Source organism: Microbacterium esteraromaticum (assembly GCF_016907315.1).
Classification (GTDB): domain Bacteria; phylum Actinomycetota; class Actinomycetes; order Actinomycetales; family Microbacteriaceae; genus Microbacterium; species Microbacterium esteraromaticum.
Genome location: NZ_JAFBBS010000001.1, coordinates 322,451 through 347,728, shown reverse-complemented (window position 1 = coordinate 347,728; position 25,278 = coordinate 322,451). Strand labels below are relative to the sequence as shown.

Sequence of the window (25,278 nt, the reverse complement as noted above, 5' to 3'; positions counted from 1 at the left end):
CTCGGAACGTTCGAGTGCCAGCGGGAGGGATGATGGTCACACAGCGAGGGCTGGAGGTCCTCCGCGCGATCGTGCAGGACTACGTCGCCACGCACGAGCCGGTCGGCAGCAAGTCGATCGTCGAGCGGCATGCGTTCGGCGTGTCGGCGGCGACGATCCGCAACGACATGGCCCAGCTCGAAGACGAAGAGCTCATCACGGCTCCGCACACCTCATCGGGCCGGGTGCCGACCGACAAGGGCTATCGCGTCTTCGTCAACCACCTCGCTCAGCTGCGTCCGCTGTCGGCGCCGCAGCGCACCGCCATCGAATCGTTCCTGGCGGCACCCAGCGACCTCGACGACCTGATGGCGCGCACCGTGCGCGTGCTCACGCAGCTGACGGGTCAGGTTGCGCTCGCGCAGTACCCGTCGTTCGCCCGGGCGAGCATCACCCACGTCGAGCTCGTCGCCCTCGCGCCGAACCGCGTGCTCGTGGTGCTGGTCACCGACGCGGGCGGTGTATCGCAGCGCATCTCACCGCTGCCTATAGACATCGACGATGCCGATCTGGCGGTGCTCCGCGCGCAGCTGGCGGCGCTCATCACCGGCCGCGCCGTCGGCGAGGCCGCCGAGCGCATCGCTTCGGCGATCGAGCCGAAGACGGGCGCGCGTCTGCAGCCCGCCCTCGGCGCTCTCGCCGCCGTGATCGCGGAGGAGCTGGCCGAGTTCCGGCAGGAGAGGCTGGTGATGGCGGGTGCGGCGACCCTCGCGCGCCGCGAGCAGGACTTCCGCGGCAGCATCCACCCTCTGCTCGAGGCGATCGAGGAGCAGGTGACCCTTCTTCGCCTGATGAGCGAGATGGTGACCGACGAGCACGGCCTGGCCACCAGCATCGGCACCGAGAACGCGCCGTTCGGGCTCGGCGAGGCGTCCATCGTCGCGAGCAACTACGCCGCACCCGGCGGCACGGCGCGTGTCGGCGTGATGGGACCGACCCGCATGGACTATCCGAGCAACCTCGCCGCAGCCCGGGCCGTGGCCCGCTACCTGTCGCGGATGCTCGAAGAAGACGAGGCCGCCCGCTGATGCGGACGGTCGAACACACGAACGCACACGAAGAAAGGTGACCGTGGCGGATCACTACGAGGTCCTCGGGGTGTCGAGAGACGCTTCCCAGGACGAGATCAAGAAGGCGTACCGCAAGCTCGCTCGGCAGCTGCACCCGGACGTGAACCCGGGAGAAGACGCGGCAGAGCGGTTCAAGCTCGTCACGCACGCCTACGACGTGCTGAGCGACGAGGACTCGCGCCGCCGGTACGACATGGGCGGCGACCAGAACGGCGGCTTCGGAGGGTTCGGCGGCTTCGGCGACATCTTCGAGACGTTCTTCGGCGCGGCCGGGGGAGGCCGCTCGGCGCGTCCTCGCTCGCGTCGCGAGCGGGGGCAGGATGCCCTGGTGCGCATCGACCTCGAACTCGGAGACGTCGTGTTCGGCGTGCACCGCGACATCGAGGTCGACACCGCGGTGCTCTGCGAGACCTGCCAGGGCAGTTGCTGCCAGCCAGGAACATCGCCGGTCACCTGCGACGTCTGCGGTGGCAGCGGTCACGTGCAGCGCCAGGTGCGGAGCCTCCTCGGCAACGTGGTCACGACCCAGCCGTGCGGCAGTTGCGAGGGCTTCGGCACCGTCATCCCCAACCCGTGCGGTTCGTGCGCTGGTCAGGGCCGGGTTCGCTCGCGCCGCACCGTGGCGCTCGACATCCCCGCCGGCGTCGAGACGGGTCTGCGCCTTCAGCTTCCCGGATCGGGCGAGGTCGGCCGCGCCGGCGGCCCGAACGGCGACCTGTACGTGGAGGTCTCGGTCGCACCGCATCCTGTTTTCAGCCGCGACGGCGACGACCTGCTCGCGACGCTCGAGGTGTCGATGACGGATGCCATCCTCGGCACCACGACGAGCATCGAGGGACTCGACGGCACCGTCGACCTCGAACTTCGTGCGGGCGTGCAGTCGGGCGACGTGCTCACTATCGGCGGGCGGGGAATCACCCCGCTGCGCGGATCGCAGCGCGGCGACCTGCGGGTGGGCGTTCAGGTCATCACCCCCACCAAGCTCGACGGGTCGCAGCGCAAGCTCATCGAGGACTTCGCGAAGAAGGCCAAGGCGCCTGCGCCGAAGCTCGCTCAGTTCCAGCAGGGGCTGTTCTCGAAGCTGCGCGATCGCTTCCGCAGCCACTGACCGACCTTCCCCAGCCGATCGGAGCCCCCATGGCCCTGCACTTCGTCGTACCCGACTGCACCGATGCCGCCGTCGGCGAGCTCGTGAGACTGACGGGCGCTGAGGCCAAGCACGCCTCGGTGGTCCGCCGCGTGCGCATGGGCGAGACCGTCACCATCGGCGATGGCCGCGGCGTGTGGCTCGAGGGTACGGCGGAGGACGTCTCGGCGTCCCAGGTGTCGGTGCGGATCACCGAGCGCCGCGTGCAGGACGGACCCGAGACGCGGATAGTGCTCGTGCAGGCGCTCGCCAAGGGGGACCGGGACGAGATGGCCGTGCAGGCGGCCTGCGAGCTCGGCGTCGACGAGATCGTGCCGTGGCAGGCGGCCAGGAGCGTATCGCGCTGGGAGGGGCCGAAAGCGGCCAAGGGCCGCGAGCGCTGGGCGAGCATCGTGCGCGAGGCCGCCAAGCAGGCGCATCGCGCCTGGGTCCCTGAGGTCGCGCCGGTGCACTCGACAGCTCAGCTGGCCGAACGAGCGGCGCACGCGCGCCTCCTCGTCCTCGACCCGTGGACAGAGACGCCGCTCACGGGCATCCGCCCCGACGGGCGCGATCTGGTGCTGGTGGTCGGTCCGGAGGGCGGGATCGCGCCAGACGAGATCGAGCGGCTCGAGGCGGCAGGCGCCGAGCGCGTGCGCCTCGGAGACACGGTGCTGCGCACGTCGACGGCCGGTCCCGCGGCGATCGCGGTGCTCTCGGCCAACCTCGGCCGCTGGTGAATAGACTTGCAGGCATGAGCGAACCCTCGATCTTCACCCGCATCCTGAACGGGGAGATCCCCGGCGAGATCCTCGCCGAGACCGACCGGGTCTTCGCGATCCGCGACATCAATCCGCAGGCGCCGCTGCACGCGCTCGTGATCCCCAAGACCGAGCAGTATCGCGACGTCACCGAGCTGGCGGCCGGCGACCCCGGGCTGATGGCAGACATGGTCGCCGTCGCGAAGCAGATCGCCACCGAGCACGCCAACGGCGAGTACCGTCTGATCTTCAACAACGGCGCGAGCGCCGCGCAGTCGGTCTTCCACGTGCACGCGCACGTGCTCGGCAACATCGAGGAAGGCAAGCTCGTTGGCTTCTGACGACAGCGCTCACCCGGAGAGCGCACCACCCCAGTTCCCCGTGCAGCCCGAGCGCACCGAGCGCATCTACGCAGACGGTATCGCCATGGTGCAGTTGCTCGGCCCGCAGGACCGGCTGCTGAAGATGCTCGAGAAGCAGCATCCGAGCGTCCAGGTGCTGGTGAGGGGCAACGAGATCACTCTCGGCGGATCGACCGAAGACGTCGGCGCCGCCAGGCGTCTCGTCGAAGAGCTCATGGAGATGACGCGCTCCGGGCACGATCTCGTGCCGAGCGATGTCGAGCACTCCGCGCGCATGCTGCGTCGCGACGAGGGGCCGCGTCCGAGCGAGGTGCTCGGCGAGGCCATCCTCTCGACGCGCGGCAAGGTCATCCGTCCGAAGACGCTCGGCCAGAAGGAATATGTCGACGCGATCGAGCAGAACACCATCGTGTTCGGCATCGGCCCAGCCGGTACAGGAAAGACCTACCTGGCGATGGCGAAGGCCGTGCAGGCACTGCAGCGCAAAGAGGTGCAGCGCATCATCCTCACCCGCCCCGCCGTCGAGGCGGGGGAGCGGCTCGGCTTCCTGCCCGGGTCGCTCAACGACAAGATCGATCCATACCTGCGCCCGCTCTACGACGCGCTCAACGAGATGATGGATCCCGAGGTCGTGCCGCGGCTGATGGCCACGGGCACCATCGAGGTCGCCCCTCTCGCGTACATGCGCGGCCGCACCCTCAACGATTCGTATGTCGTGCTCGACGAGGCCCAGAACACCACGCCCGAGCAGATGAAGATGTTCCTGACACGCCTCGGCTTCGGCACGAAGATGGTCGTCACCGGTGACATCACCCAGATCGACCTGCCGCAGGGTGCGTCGGGCCTTCGCCTGGTCACGCGCGTGCTCAGCGACATCGACGACATCCACTTCGCCCGTCTCACCAGCGATGACGTCGTCCGCCACTCCCTCGTCGGTCGCATCGTCGACGCCTACAGCGAGTACGACGAGCAGCGCACGGCCGCGCGCGTCGAGCGCGAGCAGGCGCACCAGTTCGCGAACCGTGCCGAGCGCCGCAGCGGTCAGCCGCAGAAACCCCGAGACCGTATGCCGAAGCGAGGCCTGAAATGATCGAGATCAACAACGAGTCTGCGATCGCGGTCGACGAGACCGTGCTGCAGCGGCTCACCGACTTCAACCTCGCCCAGCTGCACGTCAGCCCGGACGCCGAGGTCGCGATCGTGCTGGTCGACGAGGGCGCCATGGAGTCGCTGCACGTGCAGTGGATGGACGAACCAGGGCCGACCGACGTGCTGAGCTTCCCGATGGACGAGCTGCGACCGGGCAGCGCCGAGAATCCCACCGCTCCCGGTCTGCTGGGCGACATCGTGCTCTGCCCGCAGGTCGCCGAAGCGCAGGCGCAGACCGCCGGTCACTCGCTGATGGATGAGCTCATCCTGCTCACGACGCACGGCCTGCTGCACCTGCTCGGCTTCGACCACGCTGAACCCGACGAGGAGCGTGAGATGTTCGGGCTGCAGAAGTCGCTGATCGAGGGCTTCGCGCGCGCCGAACGCGGTCGATGACCCCGGCGATACTCCTCGCGGCGGCCGTGCTGCTGGTCGCCTTCGGCGGTCTGATGGCCGCCGTCGACGCCGCGTTCTCGGTCAGCTCGACCAGTGACCTCGAGAACATGGCGGCCGACGGACGCAACGCCGACGCGCTCGCGCGGATCGCCGCCGACCCCGCCCCGCACGTGAACGCCGTCGCGTTCATGCGCGTGCTGTCGGAGACCACGGCGGCTGTGTTCGTGACGGTGGCGCTCGACGCGCTGCTGCCCAGCATCTGGTGGGCGATGCTTGCCGCCGCGGTGCTGATGACCGGCATCACGTTCGTGCTCGTCGGCGCCAGCCCTCGCTCGTTCGGCCGTCTGCACGCCGCGTCGATGCTCCGCGCCTGGGCGCCGGTCGTGCACGGCATGCGCATCCTTCTCGGCCCGCTCGCACAGGCGCTGGTCTCGGTCGGTCAGCGGGTCACGCCCGGTGCGGGACGCAGCAGCTTCGCATCTGAGGAGCAGTTGCTGAGCATGGTCGACGAGGCCGCGTCGAACCTGCTCATCGAAGAGGACGACCGCGACCTGATCCACTCTGTGTTCGACTTCACCGACCAGTTCGTGCGTGCCGTCATGGTGCCGCGCACCGAGATGATGACGGTGGATGCCGAGGCCACCACGACCGAGGCGATGGAGCTGTTCCTGCGCACGGGCGTCTCGCGCATGCCCGTGGTCGACGACGATGCCGACGACGTCGTCGGCGTGCTGTATCTGAAGGACCTGGTGCAGTTCGCCTACCGCGACGAGAGCGCGTGGCGCGGCAGGCCGGTGCGGCCGATCGCCAGGCCCGCGGTCTACGTGCCCGAGTCGATGCGCGCCGAGACGCTGCTGCAGCAGATGAAGCGCGACGCGGTGCACGTGTGCATCGTGATCGACGAGCACGGCGGCATCTCGGGGCTCGTCACGCTGGAAGACCTCATCGAAGAACTCGTGGGCGAGATCGCCGACGAGTACGACCGCGGACCTGCGGAGGTCGTCGAGCTGCCGGACGGCCGGTATCGGGTCAACTCGCGCCTCGGCCTCGAGGATGTCGGCGACCTGTTCGGGCTCGAGCTGGAAGACGATGACGTCGACTCCATCGGCGGTCTGCTCGCCAAGGCTCTGGGGCAGATCCCGCAGCCTGGCGTCACCGCCACGGTGCAGGGCCTGGTGCTCACCGGCGGCGCGTCCCGAGGACGAGGAAGAGGGATCGCGACGGTGTTCGTGGAGCGAGCGCCCGAGGGCTGGGACGATGAAGGCGATGGAGGACACGGCGATGAGTGAGCAGACCGGAATGGCAGGGCACGAGACGCGAAGCGGCTTCGTGACGTTCGTCGGACGGCCGAACGTCGGCAAGTCGACGCTGACGAACGCGCTGGTGGGCGAGAAGATCGCGATCACGAGTGAGAAGCCGCAGACCACGAGGCGCGCGATCCGGGGCATCCTGAACCGCCCCGACGGGCAGCTCGTGATCGTCGACACGCCTGGCATCCACAAGCCGCGCACGCTGCTCGGGGAGCGGCTCAACGATCTGGTCGAGCAGGTGCTCGGCGACGTCGATGTGATCGGCTTCTGCGTTCCTGCGACCGAGAAGGTGGGCCCTGGCGACCGCCGCATCGCGGCGTCGCTCGACGGATACTCGCGCGCGAAGAAGGTCGCGATCGTCACGAAGACCGATGCGGCTGACAAGGACGCCATCATCGAGCGACTCATGGAGGTCGACTCGCTGCGCGAGGACTGGGCGGCGGTCATCCCGCTCTCGGCCCTCACCCGCGAGCAGCTCGACGTGCTCGCCGACGAGATGCTGCAGCTCATGCCCACCGGGCCCCGTCTCTACGAGGACGGCATCGTCACCGACGAGTCCGACGAGGATCGCATCGCGGAGATCATCCGCGAGGCGGCGCTCGAGGGCGTGCGCGACGAGCTGCCGCACTCGATCGCCGTCGTGGTCGACGACGTCGCGCCTCGCGAGGACAGCGATCTCACCGACGTGTATGCGTCGATCGTCGTCGAGCGCGACAGCCAGAAGGCGATCATCATCGGCCGCAAGGGCGCTCGTCTGCGCGACGTGGGAGCCGTGGCCCGCGAGGGCATAGAGGAGCTGCTGGGCACCCGCGTGTTCCTCAAGCTGCATGTGAAGGTCGCGAAGGAGTGGCAGCGCGACCCGAAGCAGCTCGGGCGTCTCGGATTCTGAAGGCGGCCTCCACGATGGCCGAGCACTGGGTCGCCCACGAGTGGGGTTCGCCTGAGGGGTGGCGTCTCGAGCCCTTCGATGTCGCGGCTCCGGACGCCGGCGAGCTGACCATCCGCGTGCACGCGGCCGGGGTCAACCCGGCGGACGCGAAGCATGTCGCAACCGCTCGCGCGGGTGTCGAGCTCCCCGTTCCCATCGGCTACGAGATCTCCGGCGTCGTGACGGCTGTCGGCCCTGGCACCGAGATCGTCACCGGACCGGTCGCTGTCGGCGATGAGGTCATCGCTTTCCGCGTGCGTGGAGGGTACGCCTCAGAGCTCACGGTCCCGGCACAGAAGGTGCTGCGCAAACCCCGCGCGCTGAGTCACGCGCAGGCGGCCAACCTGCTGCTCGCAGGCACCACCGCAGCGGCGATGCTGCACGCCGTCGGCGCGATGCGCGGCGAGACGCTGCTGCTGCACGCCGCATCCGGTGCTGTCGGAGTGAGCGTTCTTCAGCAGGCGGCGATGCAGGGCATCCGGATCATCGGCACGGCGAGCCGGGCCCGCTTCGACGAGGTGCGACGCTTCGGCGGGATTCCCGTCGAGTACGGCGACGGGATGCTCGCATCGCACGTGCGCGAGGCGATGGCACATGCAGGGGTCGGGGCCATCGACGCGGCCCTCGATGCCGCTGGCACGACCGAGGCGACGGACGCGTCGATCGCCCTTGTGCCAGACCGCAGGCGGATCGTCACGATCGCCGCCCCTGGTTCGGCGGCCGAGCACGGGTTCCTGGCGAGCTCGGGCTCCGATCCCGCGACCGCGAGATACCGCGATGCCGTGCGCACCCGCCTCGTCGAGGCGGCGGAACGGGGCGAGCTCATCGTTCCCGTCGCGCATGAGTATCCGCTTGCTCAGGCGCCGCAGGCGCTCGCGCTCCTCGCGGAGGGGCATCCGGGCGGGAAGATCGCGCTGATCCCGTGATGAGCGCCAGGGTGAGCATTGTGCTCAGCGAGGTGCTAGCATCGAGGCATGCCTCTGGGCGGTCTGCTTCTTCTTAGCTGCCGCGACGAGTCCTGATCATCGGGCCTTCCTCGTCGCGGCGCTTGTGTTGGCCCGAGCACGTTATCTGACGAAGAGAAGCAGCCCCAATCATGAAGAATCACCAGAAGCCCTCCGCTATGCCGGTGCACAAGTACCGTCCGTTCCACGAGCAGATCCGCATCGACCTCGAAGACCGCACCTGGCCGTCGAAGCGCATCACCGAAGCGCCGCGCTGGTGCGCCGTCGACCTCCGCGACGGCAACCAGGCGCTGATCGACCCGATGTCGCCCGAGCGCAAGCGCGTGATGTTCGAGCTGCTCGTGAGCATGGGCTACAAAGAGATCGAGGTAGGCTTCCCGTCGGCCAGCCAGACCGATTTCGACTTCGTGCGCCAGCTGATCGAAGAGAACCTCATCCCCGACGACGTCACGATCCAGGTCCTGACGCAGTGCCGTGAGCACCTCATCGAGCGCACCTACGAGGCGATCGCCGGCGCGAAGCAGGCCATCGTGCACTTCTACAACTCCACCAGCGTCCTGCAACGCGAGGTCGTGTTCCGCTCGGACCGCGAGGGCGTCAAGCAGATCGCACTCGAGGGCGCCCGACTGTGCCGTCAGTTCGAGAAGCGCATCCCCGACACGCAGGTGTACTACGAGTACTCGCCTGAGAGCTACACCGGCACGGAGCTGGATTACGCGGTCGAGGTCTGCAACGCGGTACTCGACGTTCTCGAGCCCACGCCCGACCGCAAGGTGATCATCAACCTGCCTGCGACCGTCGAGATGGCCTCGCCGAACGTGTACGCCGACTCGATCGAGTGGATGAACCGTCACCTGGCGCACCGTGAGAACGTCATCCTCTCCCTGCACCCGCACAACGACCGCGGCACGGCCATCGCCGCCGCCGAACTCGGATACCTGGCCGGCGCCGACCGCATCGAGGGATGCCTGTTCGGCAACGGAGAGCGCACGGGCAACGTCGACCTGGTCGCGCTGGGCATCAACCTGTTCACACAGGGGATCGACCCGCAGATCGACTTCAGCGACATCGACCAGGTCAAGCGCACCGTCGAGTACTGCAACCAGCTGCCCGTGCCCGAGCGCAGCCCGTGGGCCGGAGACCTGGTCTTCACGGCCTTCAGCGGCTCGCACCAGGATGCGATCAAGAAGGGCTTCGAGGCCATGGCGGCAAAGGCCGCCGAGCAGGGCGTCTCGGTCGACGAGATCGAATGGGGCGTGCCGTACCTGCCGGTCGACCCGAAGGATCTGGGTCGCTCGTACGAGGCCGTGATCCGCGTCAACTCGCAGTCGGGCAAGGGCGGCGTCGCCTACCTGCTGAAGACGGACCACGCTCTCGACCTGCCCCGCAAGCTGCAGATCGAGTTCTCGGGTGTCGTGCAGGCCAAGACCGATGCCGAGGGTGGTGAGGTCACGAGCGAGCAGATCTGGTCGATCTTCCACGACGAGTACCTGCCTTCGCACGACGATGCCTCGAAGTGGGGCCGCTTCGAGCTGCTGGGCACGCAGACGCGCAGCGACATGTCGGGCGAGGTCTCGCTCGACGTCGTGCTGCGTGACGGCGAGATCAGCGAGAGCGCTTCGGGCAGCGGCAACGGCCCGATCGCCGCGTTCATCGAGGTGCTGCGTGAACGCGGCTTCGACATCTCGCTCTACGACTACGTCGAGCACACGCTGTCGACGGGTGGCGACGCGCAGGCGGCCGCTTACGTCGAGCTGCAGGTCGACGACCAGCGACTGTGGGGAGTCGGCATCGACGGCGACATCTCGACGGCCTCGCTCAAGGCGATCGTCTCGTGCGTGAACCGCTCGATCCGCTCGCGCGAAAGCGAACTCGCCGCGGTCTGAGGTTCACCACGATGGCCCCGGGTCGTGAACCCGGGGCCATCGTGTTCGCGTCGGCCGATCGACGAGGTCAGTCGACCCACTGGACGAGCTGCCAGATGATGCCGTTGGGGTCGGCGAACTGGCAGTAGCGCTCGCCCCATGGCTCGGTCTCGGGTTCGGTCACCACTCGTGCCCCGGAGGCGGCGATGCGGGCGTATTGAGCGTCGAGGTCGTCGATCACGAACACGAGCAGAAGCCCCTGTCCTGCGGGCCCTGCGTTCTCGGACGGCCGGAAGGTGCTCAGCCCCGTCTCGAGGAAGATGATGTTGCCTCCTCCGGTCGGGTGCGTGAGCGACACGAACCCGTCGGCGGCCATCTCCTGCTGATACCCGAAGTGCGTGGTGGCGAAGGCCGCGGATGCCGTGATGTCGGCGACGTTGAGTGAGATCGCGGTGCGGGTGATGTTCATGAAGCCTCCCATTGTTTTTTATACAGCGTATAGAGTAAGTGAATGACGTGAGGAGGTATTCCCCGATGCCGGATCTGATCGATCTTCTGTGGAGCGACGAGTCCGACGCCGGCGCAGCTCGTCGCGGCCCGCGCCGGCGAACGACGCCGCGCGAGGTGGTCTCGACCGCGATCGCCCTGGCCGATGAGTCGGGCCTCTCGGCGCTGACGGTGCGGGCGCTGGCGCAGCGGCTCGGCCTGACGCCGATGGCTGTGTACACCTACGTGAACAGCCGTGAAGACCTGCTCGTGCTTATGGCTGACCTCGCACACACCCGAATGCCCGCCCCCGATTGCAGCGGCGATCCGTCGACGTGGCGTGAACGAGTGCGAGATCTCGCCGACCGCAATCGCGACCTGCTGTGCGCGCGGCCCTGGCTGCTCGAGGTGCACGACCCGCGACTGGTGCTCGGCCCGGGGACGATTGCGAAGTACGACCGTGAGCTGGCGGTCTTCGACGGTCTGCGGCTCGACGACCTCCGGCGTGACGCGGCGCTGTCTTTCGTCCTCGACTTCGCCAGGGCCGGCGCTCTGCGGCGTCGTGAAGCGCAGAGCGCCGGCGCGCTGGACTGGGAGCGGGTCGCCATGCCGCTGGCTGGGCACCTGGGCGAGAGGCATCCGCTCGCCCAGCGCGTCGGCGCCGCGGTGGGTGCCGAGCTCGATGGCGCCTACGACGCTGATGCCGCGTGGCGCTTCGGCCTGGAACGCGTGCTCGACGGGCTGGCGCCGATCATCGAACAGGGAGACGGCTCGTCGCGCTGAGCTGCCTCACGGCTTGATGATCGGAATCATCCCCGTCTCGGTGGCGACCTTGCGGCGGTAGAGCCGGCGCTGCTCGGGGAGGGAGACGTCGAAGATCACCGCGAGCACGCGGATCACCGCGGTGACCACGATGCCGATGACGGCGGCGAGGGCGATCGGGACGCCGAAGGCGTGCATGATGACGATCGCCGTGCATCCGACCCCGGCCGCCACGGCGTACAGCGAACCGACGTGCATGATCGCGACCGGCAGACCCATGAGCACGTCGCGCAGCACGCCGCCGCCCACGGCGGCGCATACGCCGATGAACACAGCCGGTACCGGCGGGATGCCGAACCCGAGCGCCTTGCTGACGCCGAAGGCCCCGAACATGCCGATCACGGCCGCGTCGAGCACCACGATGAACGTGTTGATCCGGTTGAAGACGCCGGCGAGCAGCATCCCGAACAGTGCCGCACCGCCCGCGGTGATGAGATACCAGTCGTTCTGCAGCGTCGCCGGCGGCTGGCCGATCAGCAGGTCGCGGATGAGACCGCCGCCCATGCCGATCATGATGCCGATGATCGCGACGCCGAGCCAGTCGAGGCGGCGCTGGCCCTGGAAGCCGGAGGCGAACATCGCCCCCTGGATGCCGCCGAGCCCGACACCGAGAAGATCGGCCCAGAGCGGGATGGTGAAGAGCGGTTCCGTCACCCGTCCATTCTCTCGTGCCCGGGAGATAATCGTTGAGTGCCCACCTACCGAGACGAAGCGGTGATCCTGCGCACCCACAAGCTGGGTGAAGCAGATCGCATCGTCACGATGCTCTCGCGGCGCAACGGCAAGATCCGTGCGGTCGCGAAGGGCGTGCGGCGCACCTCGTCGAAGTTCGGCTCACGGCTCGAGCCGTTCATGGTCGCCGACGTGCAGATGTACAAGGGCCGCACCCTCGACATCGTGCAGCAGGCCGATTCCCTCGGCGCGTACGGCGCCGACATCGCGGTCGACTACGAACGCTTCACGGCGGCCAGTGCGATGGTCGAGACGGCCGACCGGCTCAACGAGGCAGAGGCGACGGCCGAGCAGTACCTGCTGCTCGTGGGCGGCCTGCGCTCGCTGTCGCGCGGTGAGCACGCTGCTCGCAGCATCCTGGACTCCTACCTCCTGCGCGTCATGGCCCTGTCGGGCTGGGCTCCCGCACTCGACGACTGCGCCCGCTGCGGAGCGCCCGGTCCGCACCGGCACTTCGGCGCGCAGCTCGGGGGATCGGTGTGCGATTCGTGCGCGCCGGCCGGCAGTCCCCGCATCTCGCCGTCGACCCTCGGACTGCTGCGAGCGCTGATGAGCGGCCAGTGGGAGACGGTCGACGCCGCACCGCAGCCCGATCTCGCCGCCGCGTCAGGCACGATCGCCGCGTACGCCCAGTGGCACCTCGAGCGCGGGATCCGCTCACTCGAGCACGTCACGCACCCCCCGAGAATTGGAGCACGGTGACCCCGAAGCCGTACACGCACAAGGATGCGGTGCCGTTCCGCCCGCTCGACTGGACGGGCAAGACCCCGCCGGCGTTCCCCGCGGTACCAGAGCACGTCGCGATAGTGATGGACGGCAACGGACGCTGGGCGAACCGTCGCGGCCTCAACCGCATTGAGGGGCACAAAGCCGGCGAAGAGGTGCTGCTCGACGTCGTCGCCGGCGCCATCCAGGCTGGGGTCAAGCACCTGTCGGTGTACGCCTTCTCGACCGAGAACTGGGCACGTTCGCCCGAAGAGGTTCGCTTTCTCATGGGCTACAACCGTGACGTGCTCCACCGCCGCCGCGATCAGCTCAACGAGTGGGGCGTGCGGGTGCGCTGGGCCGGACGCAAGCCGCGTCTGTGGGGATCGGTCATCAAGGAGCTGCAGTTCGCCGAGCAGCTCACGAGAGACAACGACGTGCTCACCCTCACGATGTGCGTGAACTATGGCGGCCGCGTCGAGCTCGTCGACGCGATGCGCGCCATGGCCGAAGAGGTGAAGGCGGGGCGGATGCGCCCCAGCGCCATCACCGAGAAGCAGATCCGCAGGCACCTCTACGTGCCGGACATGCCCGATGTCGACCTCTTCCTGCGCAGCTCGGGCGAGCAGCGCACCTCGAACTTCCTGCTCTGGCAGGCCGCCTACGCAGAGATGGTGTTCCTCGACACCCTGTGGCCCGACTTCTCCCGAGAGGAGCTGTGGCGGGCGATCGAGATCTACTTGTCGCGCGACCGCCGCTTCGGGGGAGCGGTCGACTCTCCCGACGTCTCGACCTGAGCGCTCAGCCAGCGCTCGGTCTCCCGCGGGTGGGTGAAGCGCACGATGCTCAGATGGGGGAACCGCGCCTCGACCTCAGGCATGCGCTCCGTCCACTTGTGCAGAGTCCGCGTCTGCCACAGCAGGATGTTGTCTTCGGCGTCTCGGTTGAAGATGTTGAGGATCCCCCGCTCCCTGTTGCCGTTCCAGAGCTCGGTCCGCAGCACCTGGCGGGCCACCGTCCGGCGCACGAGACGCGAGCGCACCACCCGGTAGGGGTAGTCGAGCCAGAGCACCGCCTCCGCGCGGGGAGCGAGGATCTCGTCGGTGCCCTTGCTCGTGTACTGCCACTCGGTCACCCAGCGACTCTCGGCAGCAAAGGCCCGTACATCGTCGAGAAAGTCGGGCCGTGGCTTCCACCCAGCGCCGTGGTACAGCCCGTCGATCTCGACGTGGCGAAGACCCCATACCGCGGCGAGACGCCGTGCGAGGGTGGTCTTGCCAGAGCCCGTGACGCCCGCGATCAGCACCCGTGAAGGACGGAACGGAAGAGGGTCCACTGCGGTGAGCACCCGAGAAGGCTACCCGAACGGGAATATGCGCACGGGGGCATGCGGTTGTATGTCACTGTGACTGAACCCATCTCGATCGACATCTGGTCCGACATCGCCTGCCCCTGGTGCTACATCGGCAAGCGCAACCTCGAGAAGGGGCTCGCGGCCACCTCGGCTGACGACGACGCCCCGCAGGTGAACGTCACCTTCCACTCCTTCGAGCTCTCACCCGACACGCCCGTCGACTTCGACGGCGACGAGGTCGACTTCCTCGCCGGGCACAAGGGCATGCCCCGCGAGCAGGTCGAGCAGATGCTCGCGCACGTCACGAACGTGGCATCCGGAGCAGGGCTGGAATACCGCTTCGACCTGCTGCAGCACACCAACACCGTGAAGGCCCACGAGCTGCTGCACTTCGCGAAGGCCGAAGGTCTTCAGCACGAGATGGAGGAGCGCCTGATGTCGGCGTACTTCACCGAGGGCCGCCACGTCGGCCGCATCGACGATCTCGTCGCCCTGGCGGAGGAGGTCGGGCTGGATGCGGATGAGGCGCGCACCGCGCTCGAGACGAACGCGCACCTCGATGCCGTTCGCGCCGATCAGGCGCAGGCTCGCGCGTACGGCATCAACGGCGTGCCGTTCTTCGTGATCGACGGGCAGTACGGCGTCAGCGGAGCCCAGCCTCCGGAGGCGTTCGAGAACGTCATCCGCGACGTCTGGACGCAGAAGACCGCCGCCGCGAACTGACCCGACGCAGACGAGGGGCCCGATCCAGCCGGATCGGGCCCCTCGTCTGCGTCGGGTCGGCTCAGAGAGCCTGCTGCTTCGCAGGCAGCGGCCGCGGCTCCATCGGCTGGTCGTTCGCCGTCAGGTCGATGCCGAGATCGCGCGCGTAGACGACCCGGGTCTCGATCGTGACGTCGTCGCCGTTCTCAGTGAGTTCGAACACGCGCCCGCCACGCATGCGGTTGCGTTCGGCGCCGGCCAGTCCGTACGCCCCGAAGCCGGTGCCTGGCGCGTAGCCGAGCTTCACCCCGTAGTAGTCGCCCACATAGTCGTTGATGTGATCGTGGCCGACGAAGACGCCCTTGACATCACCCCGTTCGAGGATCGCGTTGAACATGCCCGAGTTGAACGGACCGGGGCACTCGTCTTCGTTGCGTTCGCCGACGATGCCGTGACGTGCCTTGCCTCGTGCGGCGTCTGCGGCCGTGCGCGTGTCGACACCGCCCCACCACATGAACCGGTGCTCCCACAGTGCGATGTGGATGAACATGAGGCCGGGCAGCTTGCGACCCAGGCGCTTCTCCAGACCCTGCGACTGCTCCCGGTACCAGCTGACCTGATCCATGCGCAGCCAGTCCCACGTGGGGTAGCCGTCGAAGTTCTGGCCGTTGATCTTCGACGGTGCGTAGCGGCCCGAGTCGATCAGCCACAGCGCGAACGCCTCGCGGTTCTTCCGCGACGACGAGGCGATCGGCACGATCGTGTTGCTCGTGCCGGTGAGGCCTCGAGTGCTCTCCGCGTTGACGTTGAAGTCGTACGAACGGTAGATCTCGAGCATCCCCGCTTCGTCGACGCCCGACTGCGGAAGGGAATCCTCGTCGTGGTTGCCGTAGGTGACGGCCCAGGGGATCCGTCTGGCCTCCATCGGCGACACGACGTTGTTGATGGCCTGCTTCACCGCCAGCCGTGTCTCGCAGCCGCCGGTGATCACGTCTCCGTTGATCACGACGAAGTCGGGCTTCTCCTGGTCGAGCGTCTTCTCCATCAGCTCGACCGTGCGCTGGTCGGTACGCTCGTCGTCCTGCGTGTCGTTGAACTGCACGACCTTGAACGTGCGGTCCGAGCGGAAGCGCAGACGAGGCGCGCGCGGCCCTGGCCGGCCCGAGGCGGGTCCGGAGGTGGATGCCGCGGCTGCGGCGTTGGCCGCGCTCAGGGGCAGGGCGGCGGTGACGGCGCCCAGCGCGCCTGCGGTCAGGACGGTTCGGCGGCTGAGGGGCGGTCGTTCGGTCATTCTCGGTTCTCCGTTCGTCGGCGGTGTCGCCGACACGAGAACCTAGGGCCGCAGAGAGGCCAGGAGGAGAATGCGAGGTGAACGAGCCGCGCCGGGGCCGGGCGGGTCGGGGTGAACGATTCGCGTCAGCGGTCGACGTCTGCCAGCGCTGCCTCGATCGCGGCGACGATCTCGGGGTCGTCCGGCTTCTGCTTCGGACGGAATCGCTGCACCGCGCCATCGGCGTCGACGAGGAACTTCTCGAAGTTCCACTCCACCCGTCCGGCTCTTCCAGCGGCATCAGGGGTCTGCTTCAGCGCCTTGTACAGCTCGTGCGCGCTGCGCCCGTTGACCTTCACCTTGTCGTTCACGGGGAACGTCACGCCGTACGAGGTGGAGCAGAACTCCAGGATCTCGTCCAGCGAACCCGGCTCCTGCCCGAAGAACTGGTTGCAGGGGAAGCCGATCACGCTGAAGCCTCGCTCCCCGAATCGGCGCTGCAGCTCCTCGAGCTGCGTGTACTGCGGTGTGAGCCCGCACTTCGAGGCGACGTTCACGATCAGCACGACGTCGGCACCGACGTCGTCGAGTGTCTTCTCGGCGCCGGTGGCGTCGGTGAAGGGGATCTGTCGCAGGGTCGGATCGGTCATGTGCACAGCCTAGATCGGCTGCGCCCGCGCCCGGCCGGTGTCTGGGAGAATGGACAGGACATGACTCTGGTAACTGACTCCGCCATCGCAGCCGCTCCGACTCCGGCGCTGCGCATCGGCCCGATCGAACTCGACACCCCGGTCGTGCTCGCCCCGATGGCGGGCATCACCAACACCGCGTTCCGACGGCTCTGCCGCGAGTACGGCGCAGGTCTCTACGTCAGCGAGATGATCACCTCGAGGGCTCTCGTCGAGCGCAACGCGATCACGATGCGGCTCATCCAGCATCACGAGAGCGAGACACCTCGATCGATCCAGCTGTACGGTGTCGACCCAGCGACGATCGCAGAGGCCGTGGGCATCATCGTGGCCGAGGACAAGGCCGATCACATCGACCTGAACTTCGGCTGCCCCGTGCCCAAGGTCACGCGCAAGGGCGGGGGAGCGGCGCTGCCGTGGAAGATCGGACTGTTCTCCGAGATCGTGCAGCGCGCGGTCACCGCGGCGGGCGACGTGCCGCTCACCGTGAAGATGCGCAAAGGCATCAACAAGGACCATCTGACCTTCCTCGACGCCGGTCGCGCCGCGGAGGACGCCGGTGCCGCCGCTGTCGCCCTGCACGCGCGCACCGCGTCGGAGTACTACTCGGGGCACGCCGACTGGAGCGCCATCGGCGAGCTCAAGCAGGCCGTGACGAGCATCCCCGTGCTGGGCAACGGTGACATCTGGTCGGCGGACGACGCCGTGCGGATGATGGACGAGACCGGCTGCGACGGCGTCGTCGTCGGACGCGGATGCCTGGGGCGCCCGTGGCTCTTCGGCGAGCTCGCCGCAGCGCTCGGACCTCAGTCCTCCGCCGCCGGCCAGCGCCCGGTCGTCGACGCGACCCTCGGTTTCGTCAAGGACGCCTTCCGACGGCATGCCGAGCTGCTCGTCGAGTTCTTCGAGGACGAGGACCGAGGCTGCAAGGACATCCGCAAGCACGTCGCCTGGTACTTCAAGGGCTACCCGGTCGGCGGCGAGCTGCGCGCGGCGCTCGCCCGGGCGTCGACGCTGCAGGAGATCGACGACCTGCTCGGCACCATCGGCGACGCGCCCTATCCGGGCGCGGGTGCCGAGGGGCAGCGCGGTCGTGCCGGCTCGCCCAAGCGCACGGCCCTGCCGGAAGGCTGGCTCGACTCGCGCGAGCTCGGTGAGGGCGTCGGCGACATGATGCGCGGAGCGGAGACCGAGAACGATGGCGGCTGACCCGTCTCCCGCCCGCGGCTACCGCGCCCACGACGCCGAACGCTTCTTCGCCGAGACCCATCGCTCCGAGAGAGACGACTTCTCACGCGATCGTGCACGCGTGCTGCACTCGGCCGCCCTCCGCCGTCTGGCTGCCAAAACGCAGGTGCTGAGCCCCGCCAGCACAGCGGACTTCGCCCGCAACCGGCTCACGCACTCGCTCGAGGTCGCCCAGGTCGGCCGTGAACTGGCCAGCGCGCTGGGAGTCTCGGCCGATGTGGTCGATACGGCCTGCCTCAGCCACGACCTCGGGCATCCGCCGTTCGGCCATAACGGCGAGCGGGCGCTGAACGAGTGGGCGGAGGATATCGGCGGCTTCGAGGGCAACGCCCAGTCTCTGCGCATCCTGACGCGCCTCGAGGCCAAGGTGCTCGACGACGGCGATCACTCCGTCGGGCTGAACCTCACACGAGCCAGCCTGGATGCGACGTGCAAGTATCCCTGGACGGTCGACGAGCCCGTGCCCGACCCGGGAGGGCGCCTGAAGTTCGGCGTCTATCCTGAAGACGAGCCGGTCTTCCGATGGATGCGCGAGGGCGCACCCGGCCGCGAGCGCTGCATCGAGGCCGAGATCATGGATCTCTCCGTCGACATCGCCTACTCGGTGCACGACTTCGAGGACGCGATCGTCAACGGCTACGTCGATGTCGCCCAGCTCTCGGACCCGGTCGAGCACCATCCGCTCGTCGGGCGCATCCAGCAGTGGGTCGGATATGACTACACCCGCGATGAGCTGGCCGACGCGCTGTACCGTCTCACCCGCGAGACGATGTGGATGCGGTCGTTCGACCGTTCGCGTCGCGACCTCGCCCGCCTGAAGAACCTGACCAGCGACATGATCGGCCGCTTCGCACGCGGCTCGGTCGCGGCGACCAGAGCCGCGTACCCCGGCGAGACCCTTGCCCGATACAGCGCGCACGTCGTCATCCCGCGCGAGGTCGAGACCGAGATCGCCGTGCTCAAGGGCATCATGGGGCAGGCGATCGTGACGATAGACGCCAGGAAGGGCGTCTACAAAGAGCAGCGTCGGGTACTGCACCGCCTCGCCGACGCCCTCTGGTCGACCGACGCGCTGTGGTCGGCCGGCGCCGACGTGCTCGAGCCCGCGTTCTCGGCGGACTTCCTCGCCGCAGGCACCGACGCCCAGCGTGCCCGCGTGGTCGTCGATCAGATCGCCAGCCTCACGGACCAGACGGCCGTGGACTGGCACAACCGCCTGGTCGGCGAGATCGATCCGGCCGAAGTGGGCATCTGGAGTCCGCGTCATGCGCGTCCGGGTGTGCAGCGCCGCGCAGAATCCCGGGTGGTCGCCGAAGGGGTGCTCTGATGCCCCGCATCCTGCAGGCAGACGTCGAAGAGGTGAAGACCCGCACGAACATCGCCGACATCGTCGGTGAGCGCGTCGCGCTGAAGTCGGCGGGCGTCGGATCGCTCAAGGGACTGTGCCCGTTCCACGACGAGAAGAGCCCGAGCTTCCACGTCAGGCCTCAGGTCGGCTATTACCACTGCTTCGGCTGCGGGGCCTCGGGCGACGTCTACTCGTTCCTGCGCGAGATGGACCACGTCAGCTTCACGGAGGCGGTCGAACGACTCGCGGCGCGCGTGGGCTACTCGCTGCACTACGAAGACGGCGGCGCCGCCCCCGAGACCAGCGGGCGCAGCCGGCTGTATGCCGCGAACACGGCCGCGGGTGAGTACTTCCGTTCGCAGCTGCTCAGCCCTGAGGCCGAGAGCGCCAGACGCTTCCTCGGCGAACGCGGTTTCGACGCGGGTGCCGCGGCGCACTTCGGAGTCGGGTACGCTCCACGCGGCTGGGACAACATGCTGAAGGCCCTCACCGCCAAGGGATTCACCCGTGAGGAGCTCACGGCCGCAGGCCTCGTCTCGGCCGGCCAGCGGGGCGTGTACGACCGGTTCCGTGGCCGGGTCGTATGGCCGATCCGCGACGTCACAGGGCAGACCATCGGCTTCGGCGCGCGCAAGCTGTACGACGACGATCAGGGCCCGAAGTACCTGAACACCCCCGAGACGCCGATCTACAAGAAGGCCCAGGTGCTGTACGGCCTCGATCTGGCCAAGCGCGACATCAGCAGGGGGGACCCGCGTCGCGTCGTCGTCGTCGAGGGATACACCGACGTGATGGCCTGTCACCTCGCGGGTGTGACCACCGCGATCGCCACCTGCGGTACGGCCTTCGGGGCCGAGCACATCAAGGTGCTGCGGCGCGTCATGGGCGACGACTCCGCCGCCGGCGAGGTCGTCTTCACGTTCGACGGCGACGAGGCGGGGCAGAAGGCCGCGCTGCGCGCGTTCTCAGAGGACTCGCGCTTCACCGCGCAGACCTTCGTCGCCGTCGCGCCGGACGGACTCGACCCCTGCGATCTGCGTCTGCAGCGGGGGGATGCCGCGGTGCGGGGTCTGATGGACGCCAAGGTGCCGATGTTCGAGTTCGCGATCGACCGCAAGCTCGCGGGCTACGATCTCGCGACCGTGGAAGGCCAGGTCGGCGCGCTGCGGGCAGCCGCTCCGATCGTCGCCGAGATCCGCGATGAGCTGTTGCGCCCCGGCTATGAGCGCGTGCTCGCACGACGGCTCGGCATGGATCCCACCGCCGTGCACCAGCAGGTGCAGCGAGCCGCGAAGGGCCAGCGCGAGCAGCCCGTGCTGCGCCAGCAGAACGCTCCCGCCGACGGCGGGGAGGCGATCAGCCGCGTGCGCCTGGCCGACCTGCCGCGTACCCCCGAGGTCGCGCTCGAGCGCGACGCCCTGATGGGCGTGCTGCAGTACGGACACCGCCTCGACCAGCAGACGCTGGCGCGCGCGCTGAACGAGCCCTTCCGGCATCCGGCGCTGGAGGCTGTGCGCGACGCCGTCGCATCCGTCTCCGACCGCACCCGCGTCGGCTGGGCGACGGCTGCCGCGGATGCCGTGCGCGAGCCGTATCGAAGCCTCGCGGGCGAGCTGCTGATGATGCCGTTCCCCGCCCGGGACGACGAAGGTGCTCTCGCCTCGTCCGTCGACCTCTGCCGCCGCCTGATCCTGAGGGCGATCGAACGCGAGAAGCAGGAGCTTCTTGGTGCCGTGCAGCGGGTTCCCGCCGACTCCGACGGCGGGCGTGCGCTGCGCATGCGGCTGCGTGATGTGGACGCCGAGCGGCTCAGGTTCGCCGAGTCCTGAGCGCATTCGGGCGCTGAGCGGGCAGGATGGACGGTATGCCTGCCGACAGCGAGTTCGCGATCGACTGCCACGACCTGGTCATCGACAGGATCGGTCACGGTGGGACGACCCGCGCGGTCGACGGCGTCACCTTCGCGCTCAAGCCCGGGGAGCTGATGTGCATCGGCGGGGCCACAGGCTCTGGCAAGTCCACCCTGGTGACTGCACTCGCCGGCATGGGCGATGCGTCACTGAAGGTCGCCGGCGGCCGTGCGACGGTCTGCGGCGTGAACATCCGCAGGCCCGGCCGTAGGCGACGCACTCTCACGGCGCTCACCGGTCACCTCCCGCAGAGCGCGGGGGCATCGCTGCCACCGCGGCTCACCGTCGGGGAGGCGATCTCGGAACCCATCACGTCGCGCGAGAAGAAGGTCAACGGCAGGGCGCTGGCGATCCGTGTGGCGTCTCTGCTCGACGAGCTGCACCTGCCGCTCGGCCTCGCATCGAAGTTCCCGTACGAGCTGAGCGCGGGCATGCGGCAACGCGTCGCGATCGCCAGGGCTCTCATGCTCGAGCCGCACGTGCTGATCGCCGACGAGCCCCTCTCGAACCTCGACCTGGAGGTACGGCCGGTCGTGTTCGACGCGATCACCCGCCGCCGCACCGAGCGCGCGATGGCGGCGCTGCTGGTGACGAACGATGCCGCCTTCATCCGCGAGCTCGACGCCGAGACGCTGTTGCTCAAGACGGGCCACGTGGTCGCCAGGGGTATCGGGTCTGACCTGATCTGGGCACCCAACGCCGAGACCGATCTGGCACCCTGACCGCGCCACGCCCGGGGTGCCGTCCGTGTTCGGCAGTGCCCGCGGAGTTTGCTAAGCTGGGGGAGTTGCCCGCGCAGCGGGCAGCGACCGAATGATCCTCGGTAGCTCAATTGGCAGAGCAGCCGGCTGTTAACCGGCAGGTTCTTGGTTCGAGTCCAAGCCGGGGAGCCAATCCCCTCGAAACCCCGCCCTCGTGGCGGGGTTTCGTCGTATGCGCGCAGAGCTGCCGAGCGCGCCTGCCGGAGACATCGGACCGGATGCCCGGCATCCGGTGTGTCGGTGCAGGCTCGCGCCCCGACACACCGGATCGTCCGTGATTCCCGGCGACCGCGCGCCGGTGCGGCTCAGATCTTGGTGCCCTTGGCGGACCCCTCGAGCGGAGTGCCCTCCTCGCTGAAGAGCACGCACTGGATCGTGCGGTCGTCGAGCTGCTCCCAGCCATCCTTGGTGGGCGAGAAGTACGCGTAGGTCAGCGTCGAGTCCGCCTCGCTGAGGCCGACGAATGCCTCGAACTGCGGATCGCACGTCTCCCAGACGGTCTTCTCCACGACATCGGCCGCAGGGAAATCGCCCTCGGGAAGGTCGAACTCGTAGAAGATCTCCTCGTCGTGCGGGTCATCGCACGGCACAACGTTGGTGTCGCTGAGCTCGGTGCTCGACGCGTCGTCGGCGAGCTTGCAGTCACCCACCTTCAACTCGAAGATGTCGATCTTCGAGTCGGCGGTGACAGCGCCCTTCTCATTGCGCTCAGCGTCGCCGCTGAAGACGTTGGCGGGGATGCTGCAGCCGCTGAGCAGCACAGCGGCCGCGAGGGCCGACCCGGTGAGGGCGAGAGGGCGAAGGGACGAGCGAAGTGACATGGGAGAGCGCTCCAGTGCAGGGGAGAGGTGACGGGATTCCGCCTCTCAGACCGTACTGACGCCCGAGGGCGCGCGGCAAGTCGGTGTCAGCCCTCGAGGTCGTCGACTCCTGGCATCCAGCTGTGCGAGCCGCGGTTCCAGCCGCGCTTGCGCGCGATCTTCTGAACGGTCTTCCAATCGGAGTCGTCAAGGCGATCGACGTAGAGAATGCCGTCGAGGTGATCGAACTCGTGCTGCATGATGCGCGCACGCCAGCCGTCCACCTCGATGCGCACGTCGCGCCCCTCGAGGTCGCTCCCGGTGACCAGGACGCGATCGGATCGGCGCAGGGCGAATCGCTCGCCGGGGAACGACAGGCAGCCTTCCGACTCCTCGTCGGGATCCGGCGACCCCGGCTCGATCGGCGCGATCCAGAGCACGGGGTTGATGATCTCGCCCCGCCAGGGGTTGTCATCGTCATCGACGTACGAGTACACGTAGATGCGAAGGCCCACGCCGACCTGGGGGGCCGCGAGGCCGACGCCGGGCGCGACGTCCATGGTCTGGTACATGTCGGCGACGAGGGTGCGGATCTCGTCGGTCACGTCGTCGACCTCGCTCGCTCGTGCGTGCAGGACAGGGTCACCCATGATGCGGATCGGAAGAACAGCCACGCCACAACCCTAATGGGAGCGCGGTGCCAGGTAGGGTGAGACGGTGCATCATGGGGTGGAGTTCGCAGCGAACGTCAGCGATCAGCTGGTCGGAGTCTTCCAGAACCCGGCTCTGCTGCTCGGAATCCCGCTCGCGCTGGCCGGCGCCGTCTTCATGTCGCTCGGCGCCCAGTATCAGCATCGCGGGGTCGAGAAGGTCGAGCGGCTCAGCGGCACCGAGGGCACGACCGGGCTCAGCGGCGCTCAGATCAGGGCGCTGCTCACCAGACCCTCGTGGATCATCGGAACGATCATGTTGGGGCTCGCGATCGCGTGCCAGCTCAGCGCGATCGCCATCGCTCCGCTGATCGTCGTGCAGCCGCTCGGCGCGATCGCGCTCGTGGTGACGACGCTGCTCAACGCCCGCATCTCGGGGCACACCCCGACCAGGCAGTCGTTGATCGCGATCGGTGCGTGCCTTGGCGGCATCTTCCTGTTCGTGATCCTCGCCGCGCTCTATGCGACCGAGCGCCCGATCAGCAACGACGACCTGTTCATGATCCTGACGATCCTTCTGGTCGTGATCATCGTTCTCGGCACCTGCTGGCTCATCCTCCGTCGTCGCATGCGCGCGCTGTTCTACGTCACGGGAGCCGGCATCCTCTACGGTTTCGTCGCCACGCTTGCGAAGGCGGTCATCAGCCGCATCCAGGCGGGCGACTTCGAGTGGCTGACCGTGGTGTGCGTGATCGCCCTCATCGCGGCCGCCGCGGTGGGCGCCTACTTCGTGCAGACGGCATACAGCTCCGGCCCGCCGGACCTGGTGATCGCCGGACTCACCGTGGTCGATCCGATCGTCGCCGTGCTCATCGGCGCTCTTGTCCTCGGCGAGGCGGCTGCGGCGCCCGTGTGGGTGCTCGTGCTGTTCGCCGTGGCCGGTGCGATCGCCATCTGGGGAGTGTTCGGGCTCGCGCGCTACCACCCGCAGGTGCTCAGCGACAGCCAGGAGCTCGGCATCCGACGCGGCAGCGAGCCGGGCTCCGCTCAGTAGTCCCGGTCGATGAGCTCGGGCGAGACCTCGGACGCCGCGGCCTCGTCGACGAAGAAGATCGTGCGACGACGACCTTTCGCTCCTGCAGCGGGGACGCTCGCGTAGCTGGCTCCGGCGAGAGCAAGACCCAGGGCGGATGCCTTGTCTGCGCCCGTCAGCACGAGCCAGACGCGCTTGGACGAGTTGAGCACGGGGCGGGTCAGGGTGACGCGCTCAGGCGGTGGCTTGGGAGAGTTGCGCACGGGCAGTGCGGCCACGTCGGTGACGGTCACCTCTGGGCGGTCAGGGAACAGCGATGCGATGTGCCCGTCGGGACCGACACCGAGGAAGCAGACCGCGAACGACGGCCAGTCGCCGTGGTCGCTCGAGAACCGTGCCAGGTCGGCTGCGTACGCCGCGGCGGCCTCGTCGAGGGTCACACCGTCGCTCGGAGCTGCTACCTCGTGGATGTTCTCGGCCGGCACCGGGATGTGGTCGAGGAGGGCCGCGCGCGACTGCAGCGAGTTTCGATCGGGATCGTCGCGCTCGACGAAGCGCTCGTCGCCCCACCAGAAGTGCACAAGCGACCAGTCGAGATCGGCCGCGCGGGCATCGCGTGCGGTCGCTGCGAGCACCTTGCCGCCCATCGACCCGCCCGTCAGGCAGACGTGCGCCAGGCGCCCGTTGCGGGTTCGCGCCTGGAGCCGGGTGATGAAGCGGTCGGCTACGCGCGAGGCGAGAGTTTCGGGGGTCTCCTCGACGACGACGGACTTCATCGTCCCCTGCACCTTCATCCG

27 protein-coding genes and 1 tRNA gene are annotated in these 25,278 nt (G+C 68.4%); 20 read left to right on the top strand and 8 right to left on the bottom strand.

The features are described 5' to 3' along the window. Positions 1 to 32 precede the first annotated feature (32 nt). From hrcA to leuA, 10 genes are all read left to right on the top strand, one after another. Positions 33 to 1,067, top strand: a complete 1,035-nt coding sequence (gene hrcA / locus JOE67_RS01725; RefSeq protein ID WP_204973823.1) for a heat-inducible transcriptional repressor HrcA — start codon at positions 33 to 35, stop codon at positions 1,065 to 1,067. Positions 1,068 to 1,110: 43 nt separating this feature from the next. Beyond that, positions 1,111 to 2,217 carry a molecular chaperone DnaJ gene (dnaJ, locus tag JOE67_RS01720; RefSeq protein WP_204973822.1) on the top strand — a complete coding sequence of 369 codons (1,107 nt, stop codon included), beginning with the start codon at positions 1,111 to 1,113 and terminating at the stop codon, positions 2,215 to 2,217. Positions 2,218 to 2,246: 29 nt separating this feature from the next. Then, a complete protein-coding gene (locus JOE67_RS01715) occupies positions 2,247 to 2,975 on the top strand; it encodes a 16S rRNA (uracil(1498)-N(3))-methyltransferase (RefSeq protein ID WP_204973821.1) in 729 nt (242 codons plus the stop codon). Positions 2,976 to 2,989: 14 nt separating this feature from the next. After that, positions 2,990 to 3,337 carry an HIT domain-containing protein gene (locus JOE67_RS01710; RefSeq protein WP_204973820.1) on the top strand — a complete coding sequence of 116 codons (348 nt, stop codon included), beginning with the start codon at positions 2,990 to 2,992 and terminating at the stop codon, positions 3,335 to 3,337. An 85-nt stretch (positions 3,338 to 3,422) separates the two neighbouring features. Further along, the gene (locus tag JOE67_RS01705) at positions 3,423 to 4,448 is read left to right on the top strand and encodes a PhoH family protein (protein WP_204976596.1); all 1,026 of its coding nucleotides are present in this window, start codon (positions 3,423 to 3,425) and stop codon (positions 4,446 to 4,448) included. Next, positions 4,445 to 4,903: an rRNA maturation RNase YbeY gene (ybeY, locus tag JOE67_RS01700; RefSeq protein ID WP_204973819.1), complete on the top strand. Its 459-nt coding sequence runs from the start codon at positions 4,445 to 4,447 to the stop codon at positions 4,901 to 4,903. Before JOE67_RS01705 ends, ybeY begins: the two co-directional genes overlap by 4 nt. Beyond that, positions 4,900 to 6,192, top strand: coding sequence for a hemolysin family protein (locus tag JOE67_RS01695; RefSeq protein ID WP_204973818.1), 1,293 nt, complete (start codon positions 4,900 to 4,902; stop codon positions 6,190 to 6,192). Before ybeY ends, JOE67_RS01695 begins: the two co-directional genes overlap by 4 nt. Further along, positions 6,185 to 7,102, top strand: coding sequence for a GTPase Era (era, locus tag JOE67_RS01690; protein ID WP_239527945.1), 918 nt, complete (start codon positions 6,185 to 6,187; stop codon positions 7,100 to 7,102). Before JOE67_RS01695 ends, era begins: the two co-directional genes overlap by 8 nt. Before the next feature lie 14 nt (positions 7,103 to 7,116). Continuing rightward, the gene (locus JOE67_RS01685) at positions 7,117 to 8,067 is read left to right on the top strand and encodes an NADP-dependent oxidoreductase (protein ID WP_204973817.1); all 951 of its coding nucleotides are present in this window, start codon (positions 7,117 to 7,119) and stop codon (positions 8,065 to 8,067) included. 170 nt (positions 8,068 to 8,237) lie between these two features. After that, positions 8,238 to 9,992, top strand: a complete 1,755-nt coding sequence (gene leuA / locus JOE67_RS01680; RefSeq protein WP_204973816.1) for a 2-isopropylmalate synthase — start codon at positions 8,238 to 8,240, stop codon at positions 9,990 to 9,992. A 67-nt stretch (positions 9,993 to 10,059) separates the two neighbouring features. Here leuA and JOE67_RS01675 read toward each other — a convergent pair whose 3' ends face one another. Beyond that, complete coding sequence (locus tag JOE67_RS01675; RefSeq protein ID WP_204973815.1) at positions 10,060 to 10,440, bottom strand: VOC family protein; 381 nt, start codon at positions 10,438 to 10,440, stop codon at positions 10,060 to 10,062. 65 nt (positions 10,441 to 10,505) lie between these two features. On the opposite strand from JOE67_RS01675, the gene JOE67_RS01670 reads away from it, so the two are divergent. Further along, entirely contained in the window at positions 10,506 to 11,240 is a 735-nt protein-coding gene (locus tag JOE67_RS01670) for a TetR/AcrR family transcriptional regulator C-terminal domain-containing protein (protein WP_204973814.1), read from the top strand. A gap of 6 nt (positions 11,241 to 11,246) precedes the next feature. On the opposite strand, the gene JOE67_RS01665 is transcribed toward JOE67_RS01670, so the two are convergent. Next, positions 11,247 to 11,933, bottom strand: coding sequence for a TRIC cation channel family protein (locus JOE67_RS01665; protein WP_204973813.1), 687 nt, complete (start codon positions 11,931 to 11,933; stop codon positions 11,247 to 11,249). A gap of 36 nt (positions 11,934 to 11,969) precedes the next feature. Between JOE67_RS01665 and recO the strand changes: the two genes are divergently transcribed. Continuing rightward, positions 11,970 to 12,713: a DNA repair protein RecO gene (recO, locus tag JOE67_RS01660; RefSeq protein ID WP_204973812.1), complete on the top strand. Its 744-nt coding sequence runs from the start codon at positions 11,970 to 11,972 to the stop codon at positions 12,711 to 12,713. Further along, positions 12,710 to 13,513 (top strand): isoprenyl transferase, encoded by an 804-nt coding sequence (locus tag JOE67_RS01655; RefSeq protein ID WP_204973811.1) that lies wholly within the window; start codon positions 12,710 to 12,712, stop codon positions 13,511 to 13,513. The genes recO and JOE67_RS01655 overlap by 4 nt, the downstream gene beginning before the upstream one ends. Here the strand turns inward: JOE67_RS01655 and JOE67_RS01650 are convergent. Beyond that, the gene (locus JOE67_RS01650; protein ID WP_204973810.1) at positions 13,453 to 14,064 is read right to left on the bottom strand and encodes a P-loop NTPase family protein; all 612 of its coding nucleotides are present in this window, start codon (positions 14,062 to 14,064) and stop codon (positions 13,453 to 13,455) included. The genes JOE67_RS01655 and JOE67_RS01650 overlap by 61 nt on opposite strands. Before the next feature lie 57 nt (positions 14,065 to 14,121). Here JOE67_RS01650 and JOE67_RS01645 point away from each other — a divergent pair, with 57 nt between their 5' ends. Beyond that, complete coding sequence (locus tag JOE67_RS01645) at positions 14,122 to 14,793, top strand: DsbA family protein (RefSeq protein ID WP_204973809.1); 672 nt, start codon at positions 14,122 to 14,124, stop codon at positions 14,791 to 14,793. A gap of 61 nt (positions 14,794 to 14,854) precedes the next feature. On the opposite strand, the gene JOE67_RS01640 is transcribed toward JOE67_RS01645, so the two are convergent. Together JOE67_RS01640 and JOE67_RS01635 are read right to left on the bottom strand one after the other, a co-directional pair. Further along, positions 14,855 to 16,063 carry a metallophosphoesterase family protein gene (locus JOE67_RS01640; protein WP_204973808.1) on the bottom strand — a complete coding sequence of 403 codons (1,209 nt, stop codon included), beginning with the start codon at positions 16,061 to 16,063 and terminating at the stop codon, positions 14,855 to 14,857. A gap of 125 nt (positions 16,064 to 16,188) precedes the next feature. Further along, a complete protein-coding gene (locus JOE67_RS01635) occupies positions 16,189 to 16,692 on the bottom strand; it encodes a glutathione peroxidase (RefSeq protein WP_204973807.1) in 504 nt (167 codons plus the stop codon). Positions 16,693 to 16,752: 60 nt separating this feature from the next. On the opposite strand from JOE67_RS01635, the gene dusB reads away from it, so the two are divergent. From dusB to JOE67_RS01610, 5 genes are all read left to right on the top strand, one after another. Further along, entirely contained in the window at positions 16,753 to 17,940 is a 1,188-nt protein-coding gene (dusB, locus tag JOE67_RS01630; RefSeq protein WP_204973806.1) for a tRNA dihydrouridine synthase DusB, read from the top strand. After that, positions 17,930 to 19,306, top strand: a complete 1,377-nt coding sequence (locus tag JOE67_RS01625) for a deoxyguanosinetriphosphate triphosphohydrolase (RefSeq protein ID WP_204973805.1) — start codon at positions 17,930 to 17,932, stop codon at positions 19,304 to 19,306. Before dusB ends, JOE67_RS01625 begins: the two co-directional genes overlap by 11 nt. Next, positions 19,306 to 21,156: a DNA primase gene (gene dnaG, locus JOE67_RS01620; protein ID WP_204973804.1), complete on the top strand. Its 1,851-nt coding sequence runs from the start codon at positions 19,306 to 19,308 to the stop codon at positions 21,154 to 21,156. The genes JOE67_RS01625 and dnaG overlap by 1 nt, the downstream gene beginning before the upstream one ends. 35 nt (positions 21,157 to 21,191) lie before the next feature. Next, positions 21,192 to 21,959, top strand: a complete 768-nt coding sequence (locus JOE67_RS01615) for an ATP-binding cassette domain-containing protein (protein WP_338041460.1) — start codon at positions 21,192 to 21,194, stop codon at positions 21,957 to 21,959. Between the two features lie 95 nt (positions 21,960 to 22,054). Continuing rightward, positions 22,055 to 22,130 (top strand) — tRNA-Asn (locus tag JOE67_RS01610). Positions 22,131 to 22,303: 173 nt separating this feature from the next. Here JOE67_RS01610 and JOE67_RS01605 read toward each other — a convergent pair. Together JOE67_RS01605 and def are read right to left on the bottom strand one after the other, a co-directional pair. Further along, the gene (locus JOE67_RS01605) at positions 22,304 to 22,819 is read right to left on the bottom strand and encodes a septum formation family protein (protein WP_204973802.1); all 516 of its coding nucleotides are present in this window, start codon (positions 22,817 to 22,819) and stop codon (positions 22,304 to 22,306) included. 86 nt (positions 22,820 to 22,905) lie between these two features. After that, positions 22,906 to 23,472 carry a peptide deformylase gene (def, locus tag JOE67_RS01600; RefSeq protein WP_204973801.1) on the bottom strand — a complete coding sequence of 189 codons (567 nt, stop codon included), beginning with the start codon at positions 23,470 to 23,472 and terminating at the stop codon, positions 22,906 to 22,908. A 43-nt stretch (positions 23,473 to 23,515) separates the two neighbouring features. On the opposite strand from def, the gene JOE67_RS01595 reads away from it, so the two are divergent. Further along, positions 23,516 to 24,502, top strand: coding sequence for a DMT family transporter (locus tag JOE67_RS01595; protein WP_338041459.1), 987 nt, complete (start codon positions 23,516 to 23,518; stop codon positions 24,500 to 24,502). Here JOE67_RS01595 and pgl read toward each other — a convergent pair. Beyond that, a complete protein-coding gene (gene pgl / locus JOE67_RS01590) occupies positions 24,496 to 25,275 on the bottom strand; it encodes a 6-phosphogluconolactonase (protein ID WP_239527943.1) in 780 nt (259 codons plus the stop codon). The two genes, JOE67_RS01595 and pgl, sit on opposite strands and share 7 nt — an antisense overlap. Positions 25,276 to 25,278 lie beyond the last annotated feature (3 nt).